The 7,336-nt window shown below is 74.9% G+C and carries 7 protein-coding genes and 1 pseudogene; 4 read left to right on the top strand and 4 right to left on the bottom strand.

Annotated features, from left to right (window positions below):
- The 4 genes and pseudogenes from ABZY91_RS33460 to ABZY91_RS33445 all read right to left on the bottom strand — a co-directional run.
- Positions 1-460 (bottom strand): annotated as a pseudogene (locus ABZY91_RS33460) (hypothetical protein); the annotation flags it as partial.
- Positions 457-747, bottom strand: a complete 291-nt coding sequence (locus ABZY91_RS33455; protein ID WP_355406915.1) for an acyl carrier protein — start codon at positions 745-747, stop codon at positions 457-459. The gene ABZY91_RS33455 and the pseudogene ABZY91_RS33460, both read right to left, overlap by 4 nt.
- The gene (locus ABZY91_RS33450) at positions 744-1,031 is read right to left on the bottom strand and encodes an acyl carrier protein (RefSeq protein ID WP_355406913.1); all 288 of its coding nucleotides are present in this window, start codon (positions 1,029-1,031) and stop codon (positions 744-746) included. The genes ABZY91_RS33455 and ABZY91_RS33450 overlap by 4 nt, the downstream gene beginning before the upstream one ends.
- 256 nt (positions 1,032-1,287) lie before the next feature.
- A complete protein-coding gene (locus ABZY91_RS33445) occupies positions 1,288-2,712 on the bottom strand; it encodes a fatty acid--CoA ligase family protein (RefSeq protein ID WP_355406911.1) in 1,425 nt (474 codons plus the stop codon).
- A gap of 194 nt (positions 2,713-2,906) precedes the next feature.
- Between ABZY91_RS33445 and ABZY91_RS33440 the strand changes: the two genes are divergently transcribed.
- The 4 genes from ABZY91_RS33440 (at position 2,907) to ABZY91_RS33425 (ending at position 7,294) form a co-directional block, all read left to right on the top strand.
- Entirely contained in the window at positions 2,907-3,995 is a 1,089-nt protein-coding gene (locus tag ABZY91_RS33440) for an alpha-hydroxy acid oxidase (protein WP_355406909.1), read from the top strand.
- A gap of 208 nt (positions 3,996-4,203) precedes the next feature.
- Positions 4,204-4,977, top strand: coding sequence for a methyltransferase domain-containing protein (locus tag ABZY91_RS33435; protein WP_329881230.1), 774 nt, complete (start codon positions 4,204-4,206; stop codon positions 4,975-4,977).
- Positions 4,978-5,006: 29 nt separating this feature from the next.
- Positions 5,007-5,948 carry an alpha/beta hydrolase gene (locus ABZY91_RS33430; protein ID WP_355406907.1) on the top strand — a complete coding sequence of 314 codons (942 nt, stop codon included), beginning with the start codon at positions 5,007-5,009 and terminating at the stop codon, positions 5,946-5,948.
- The gene (locus ABZY91_RS33425) at positions 5,945-7,294 is read left to right on the top strand and encodes a PLP-dependent aminotransferase family protein (RefSeq protein WP_355406905.1); all 1,350 of its coding nucleotides are present in this window, start codon (positions 5,945-5,947) and stop codon (positions 7,292-7,294) included. Before ABZY91_RS33430 ends, ABZY91_RS33425 begins: the two co-directional genes overlap by 4 nt.
- Positions 7,295-7,336: the final 42 nt, after the last annotated feature.

Raw genomic sequence — 7,336 nt, 5'->3', positions numbered from 1 at the left:
GCGTCGCGCTGCGCCGCGTGCGGGGAGCCGGGGGATCAGTTGGCGCGGTCGAAGTCGATCGCGCTGTAGGCCCGCAGCTTGGACAGCTTGTGGGTCCGCGGGCGCCCCAGGCGGCGGCCGTCCCGGCGGCGACGTCCGCGACGGCGGCCCGGGTGCGCAGGTCGCTGTGGAGGGCGAGCAGCACGGGCAGGCCGCCGTCGCCGGGCGCCGGTGGCAGGCCCGCCTGGTGGCAGGCCTGGTCGGCGGCGGCGAGCACCGCGTCGGCGAGCGGGCGCGGCTCGGGCAGCAGCGCGGCTCGGGTGGTGCGGCGTGCGGAGACGTCGAACCGGGTGACGGCGGCGAAGGCGGCCTTGCCGTGGGCGGTGGCCTCGGCGAGTGCGGCCGGCCCGGTGCCGGCCGCACTGAGCACGCCGAGGCCGGTCACCACGGGCCGGACGGCGGGCTGGGCGTGGCGGATCATGTCCGTAGGGCTCCGACGGTCGTGGTGGCTCCGGCGTCCACGGCGCCGCCCGCGGCCGCGAGGACGGCCGCGCGGAACACCTCGACGGCGTCGTCCACCGTCCGGACGGCTTCGAACCGCTCGTCGTCGAGATCCGGCTCGATGCCGTAGCGCTGCTCGAACTCGGCTATCAGCCAAGTGAGTTCGAGGGAGCCCAGTTCTTCGGGGACGCTCTCGACGGCGCGCTGCCCGAACGCCGCCAGCATCTCCAGGACCTCGGCGCGGTCGGGTCCGGCGAGGTCGGTCACGCCGGGCTGCCCGCGGTGGCGGTGGCGGCGTTGCCGGCGGCGGCGATCCGGGCGGCGACGTCGCCGGTGAACTGGTCGAGCGTCATCAGCGCGGTGGTCTCCATCTCGTCGAGGTCGAACTTGACCCCGTACTCGTCCTCGACCTGGACCGAGAGGTCGGCGAGGGCGAGCGACTCGAGGTCCAGCCCGGCCGGGCCGAGGTCGGTGTCACCGGTGACCTCGGAGACGTCGTACTGCATCTCGGCCAGGGCGGCGAGGACGAACTCGCGGATGCGGTCCTGCATGGTGTGCTCCTTGTGCCCGGGCGCGTGCGGCGCGCGCGGGGTTGTCGGGGATGTGAACACGGCCGGTCCGGGTGGTCGGACCGGGTCCGACGGGTGGCGGCGTCCGCCTGTCGGGGCGTCTGCCTGTCGGGGAGCCGGCCGGGTCCCGCAGGGGCGGTGCGGTGGTGCGGTGGTGCGTGGTTCCGAAGTGGTGCGGTGCAGCGGGGTGGTGCGCGGTGGTGCGGTGGGCGGTGTCGGGAGGGTCCTCGGCCGGGGTTCAGCCGGCGGCGGAGCGCAGGGCGGTCGGGTCGCGCAGCAGCTTTCCGGTGGCGGTCCGGGGGAGTTGCGGGAGGAAGGCCAGCCGGCGCGGCCGCTTGTAGGCGGCGAGCTGACGGGCGAGTCCGTCCTGGACGAGCGCCTGGTCGGCGCCGTCCTCCGTGGCGAGGTAGGCCTCGATGGCGCCCCCGTCGAAGACCACGACGGCCTCCCGGACCTGCGGCAGTGCGGCGAGGGTCTGCTCGACCTCGGTGAGGTCGACCTTGAGTCCGCCGATCGAGACCTGCGAGTCCCGGCGGCCGAGCACGGTGACCAGACCGGTGGTCCCGTCGACCACGGCGGCGTCGCGGGTGTGCAGCCAGCCGTCGGCCCAGCGGGTCGGATCGTCCAGTCCGGGGTACGGCGAGGCGGCCGTGCGGAGCTGCAACTCGCCGTTGACGAGACGCAGTTCCATGCCCTCGACGGGCTGCTTGGCCGGGTTCAGGGTGCCGTCCAGATCGGTGGCGATCACCCCGAGCTCGGTCATGCCGTACATCGTGCCGAGCGGGACGCCGTACCGCGCGGTGAACGCGGCGGGCAGGCCCGGGCGGACCAGTTCGCCGGCCACGACCATCCGCCGGAGCTGGGGCAGCGCCGGCGGTCCGGCGGCGCCGGCCAGCAGCTCGGCGTGGAACGGGACGCCGATCACCGTGGTGGGGCGGTCGTCGTCGGCGACGGTGGCGAGGATACCCGCCGCCGTCATCCGGTCCGGGACGGTCAGCGGGGCGTGCGCGTGCAGGCTGTTGAGCAGTCCGCCGACCAGCCCGAGCACGTGGACCACGGAGGACAGCAGGACGACCCGCTCACCCTCGCCGGGGAAGTCGGCCAGCCGCCGGTAGCAGTCGAGCTCGCGGATCAGGTCGCCCGCGGTCCGGGCGATGATCTTGGCCGGGCCGGTGGAGCCGGAGCTGAGCTGGATCAGGGCGTGCCCGGTCCGGGCCGGCCGGCCGGCGGGCAGCCGGACGGCCACCGGGTCGACCACGGAGTAGCCGCGCAGCGCGGCGGCCGAGGGTCGCTGGGCGGAGCCCACCAGGACCTGCGGGGCCAGCCGTTCGACCGCGCCCTCGATCTCGTGGTCGGTCAGCCGGTGGTCCAGCAGGGCCACCTGGGCCCGCAGGCGCCAGCAGGCGAGGAGCGCGACGACGAAGCCCAGTGAGGGCGGCAGGCGCAGCGCGGCGGTGCCGCCCGGGCCGAGGCCGGCGGCGGTGAGCCGTTCGGCCTGCTCGGCGACCAGCGCGCGCAGGGCGTCGCGGTCGACGGGTGTGCCGAAGCGGAGGCACTCCTCACCCCCGGGACCGGCCAACAGCACCCGTTCGACCCAGTCGTCGGGGGCATCGGCGTGCGGGGGTGAAGAAGGCGGCGGTGAAGAAGGGGAAATGCGGGTCAACGCCACTCCACACAGTGAGGAGATTTGTCATGAACGCCGTGTGTAGGTAATCACGAGCAATACGGTCAATTCCGTTGCCAGACCATTGCACAGACGTTTGGTCAAATCAAGGTCTATACCAATCAGGTCCAGACCTCCTACGCTGCCGACCCGTGGACTGGTCCGAGCGCGGCCGTCCGGGAACGAGGATGGCCGTGGCACCACTCACGCTGGCCGGGATCGAACGCGCAGCGCGCGAGCAACTCTCCCCAGAAATCTGGGACTTCATCGAGGGCGGCAGCGGTGCGGAGCGCACCCTGGCGGCCAACCGCGAAATGTTCGGACGCTACGCGTTCCGCCCGCGCACACTGGTCGACGTCTCCGACTGCTCGACCGCCGTCAAGTTGCTCGGCTCACCGCTCGGACTGCCGCTCGGAATTGCCCCGATGGCCTACCACCGCCTGGTCCATCCGGACGGCGAGACCGCGACCGCCAGGGCGGCCGGCCGGGCGGGGGCCCTGCTGGTCGCGGGCATCTTCGCCAGCAGTACCCTGGAGGAGATCGCCGCCGCCGCGACCGGTCCACTCTGGCTCCAGCTGTACTGGCTGCGCCGCCGGGACGCGCTGGCCTCCCTGGTCGAACGCGCCGAGGCGGCCGGTTTCACCGCCCTGATGCTCACCGTCGACGCCCCCCGGATCGGCCGCCGGCTGCGCGACCTGCGCAACGGCTTCGCCGTCCCGCCGGAGATCCGCGCGGTCAATCTCGACCCCGCCCTGATGGCCTCCACCCACCGCGCGACCGAAGGCAGTTCGGGCATCGCCGACCACGCCCGCGAGCAGTTCGACCCCACCCTGACCTGGTCCGACCTGGCCTGGCTGCGCGAACGCACCCGGCTGCCGCTGGTCCTCAAGGGCGTCCTCACCGCCGAGGACGCCCGGCTCGCCGCCGAGCACGGCGTCGACGCCGTCGTGGTCTCCAACCACGGCGGCCGTCAACTGGACGGCGCACTGCCCGCGCTCGCCGCCCTCCCCGAGGTGGTCGACGCCCTCCCGCCGCACATCCCCGCCGTGCTCGACGGCGGCGTGCGCGGCGGCGCCGACATCGCCGTCGCCCTCGCCCTCGGCGCCCGCGCCGTCCTGGTCGGGCGTCCGGCGTTCTGGGGCCTGGCCACCGGCGGCGAGGACGGCGTCACCCGGGTCCTCGACCTGCTCCGCGACGAACTGGAGCACACCATGGCCCTGCTGGGCCGCCCCGGGCTCGCCGACCTGGACCGCACCGCCCTCGCCCCCTGGCCCACCGGCTGATCCCGTCGGCACCTGATCCCGCCGCGACGCCGCGCCGCGGCGCACCCGGCGGCCTCCCGGAGGCGTCGCGACGACGGCACCATCGGGCAGCCGGAAGGACCGGACGGCAGGGCCGTCCGGTACCCGGCGGAGGCACCATCGGGCAGCCGCCGGGCCCTTTTTGACACACCGCCCAGCACCAGACGAGAACGACGGAAAGACCGACACCATGAGCAGACAGAATGCCTTTCCCGGCTGGGACTGGGACGACCCGGACGGCCTGGAGGACCAGCTCGACCGGTTCAGCGCCGACGTCGCCACCTGCCGCACGCTCGAACCGGCCGCAGGCGGGCTCCCGTTCGACCACCGGGACTTCACCGACCTCGGCCTGACCGGCATCGAGTTCGCGGCCTTCCGCACCGCCCACCCGGGCGGCCTCGGCACCGACCTCACCGCGCTGCGCAGCCCCGGGACCGGCACCGAACCCGGTACCCTCTACCGGGTCGACGGCGACCGCTGGTTCACCCAGCTCGACATCTCCAAGCCGCTGCCCTTCGCCGACGCCAGCGTCGACTGGGTCTACGCCGAGCACCTGATCGAGCACGTCACCATGCCGGTCGCGGTCGGCTGGCTGCGCGAGGCCCGGCGCGTCCTGCGCCCCGGCGGCGTCCTGCGGATCACCACCCCCGACCTGGCCCGCTACCTGGTCGGCTACGCCACCGACGACGGCTTCCTGGCCAAGCACCGCCGCCGCCTCACCACCCTCGGCTTCGGCCCGCCGATGCCGGCGCGCCCCGCCTTCCTGGTCAACCAGATCTTCCGCCACTACGGTCACCAGTGGATCTACGACCTCGACGAGCTGCGGCACGTCCTCACCCGGGCCGGGTTCGAGCCCGGGCAGATCCGCCCCTGCGCCTACCGCGAGGGCGCGCGGGCCGACGTCGCCGACCTCGACACCGCCTTCCGCACCGACGAGACCGTCTACGTCGAGGCCGACCGCTGAGACCCGACGCCAGACCCCCGGGACACCCGATGCCACTGCACCCCCAGGCCCAGGCGCTGCGCGACCGCCGCGCGAGCTCCGGCACGCCGCCGCTCTACACCCTCACCCTGGCCGAGGCCCGCGCCGCCGACCTCGCCGACATCCGCGCCGCCGCCGGCACCCCCGAACCGGTCTCCGCCGTCGAGGAGCACCGCATCCCCGGCCCCGGCGGCGAGCTCGCGCTCCGGCTCTACCGGCCCGCCCGCCCGGCGTCCGGCCGCCGCCTCCCCGTCCTGCTCTACCTGTTCGGCGGCGGCTGGACGCTCGGCTCGCCCGACACCAGCGACGCCATCTGCCGCGCCCTGACCAACGCGGTCGGCTGCGTCACGGCCTCGGTCGGCTACCGCCTCGCCCCCGAGCACCCGTTCCCCGCCGCCGTCCACGACAGCCGCGCCGCCGCCCGGTGGCTGGCGGAGCAGGCCGACACCCTCGGCATCGACCCGGACCGGCTCGCCGTCGGCGGCGACAGCGCCGGCGGCAACCTGGCCGCCGCGCTCACCCTGATCGCCCGTGACGAGGACGGCCCGGCGATCCGCCACCAGCTGCTCGTCTACCCCAACACCGACCAGCGCGCCGACACCGCCTCGCTGCGCGAGTACGACGACCCGGCGCTGTTCAACCGCCGGTCGGTCGCCTGGTACCGGGGCCACTACCTGGCCGGCCCGACCGACGGCGACCACCCGCACGCGTCCCCGCTGCGCGCCCCGAGCCTGGCGGGCCTGCCCCCCGCCACCGTCATCACCGCCGAGTACGACCCGCTGCGCGACGAGGGCGAGCAGTACGCCGAGGCCCTGCGGGCGGCCGGGGTCCCGGCCGAGACCCGCCGCTTCGACGGCGTCCCGCACGGCTTCTTCGCGATGACGGGCACCCTGGACGCCGCCGCCGAGGCGCAGGCGTACGCCGCCGCGCGGCTGCGCGAGGCCCTCCGGTGACCGCGCCGACGGCCCCGCAGACCGTGTCCCTGGACCTCGGCGACCTGCACGGTTCGCTCTCCGACCCGCTGCTGGACGCGATGACCTTCCTGAACGAGGTCACCACCCGCTACCCCGGCGCCGTCTCCTTCGCCCCCGGCCGCCCCTACGAGGGCTTCTTCGAGCCGGAGGACGTCACCGCCTACCTGGAGGCGTTCCTCGACCACCTGGCCGCGCGCGGACTGGGTCGGGACGCGATCCGCACCGTGCTCTTCCAGTACGGCCCGACCAAGGGCGTCATCGCCGACCTGGTGGCCCGCACCCTCGCCAACGACGAGGGCCTCACCGTCCCGCCCGAGGCGCTGGTGCTGACCGTCGGCGCCCAGGAGGGCATGCTGCTGACGCTGCGTGCGCTCTGCGCGGGCCCGGACGACGTCGTGCTGGTCAGCTCGCCCTGCTACGTCGGGGTCACCGGCGCGGCGAGGCTGCTCGACCTGACCACCGTCCCGGTCCCGGAGGGTGCGGACGGCGGCCCCGACCCCGAGGCCGTCCGTGCCGCCGCCCGGGCCGTCCGGGCCGGCGGCCGGCGCCCGCGCGCCCTGTACGTCGTCCCCGACTTCGCCAACCCCTCCGGCACCTCGATGCCCGTCGCGGCCCGGACCCGGCTGCTGGAGACGGCGGCGGAGGAGGGGCTGCTGATCATCGAGGACAACCCGTACGGCTTCTTCGCCCGCGAGCCGGGCGAGCGGCCCACGCTCAAGGCCCTCGACCGCCACCGGCAGGTCGTCTACCTGGGCTCCTTCGCCAAGACCTGCTTCCCCGGCGCCCGTCTCGGCTACGTGGTCGCCGACCAGGAGGTGACCGGCCCGGACGGGCGGCGCACCCTGCTCGCCGACCAGCTGGCCAAGCTGAAGAGCATGACGACGGTCAACACGCCGGCGCTCAGCCAGGCCGTGATCGGCGGCATGCTGCTGACCCACGACTGCCGGCTCCGGGCCGCCAACGCCCCCGCCACGGCCCACTACGCGGCCGGCATGGCCACCCTGCTGGCCGAGCTGGACCGGCACTTCCCGGCGGCCGAGCGGGCCCGCCTGGGCCTGTCCTGGAACGTTCCGGAGGGCGGCTTCTTCGCCGTCCTGGAGGTGCCCTTCGCGGCGGACGACGCGGCGATGGAACGCTGCGCCCGGGACCACGGCGTGCTCTGGACGCCGATGGCGCCGTTCTACCCGGCAGGCGGGGGAGAGCGCCGCCTGCGGCTCTCGATCTCCTCGGTGACGGCCGGCCAGATCGAGGACGGCGTGGCCAAGCTGGCCGGGTTCGTCCGGGCCGAGGCCGGGCGGAGCGGAGCGCACGCGGACGGGCGGTAGCCCCGGACCGCAGAACGGCGGCGACGCCCCTGGGAGGGGGCG

The organism is Kitasatospora sp. NPDC002965, from assembly GCF_040611255.1.
In the GTDB taxonomy this organism is placed as follows: domain Bacteria; phylum Actinomycetota; class Actinomycetes; order Streptomycetales; family Streptomycetaceae; genus Kitasatospora.
This window is presented reverse-complemented; position numbering and strand designations above follow the sequence as displayed.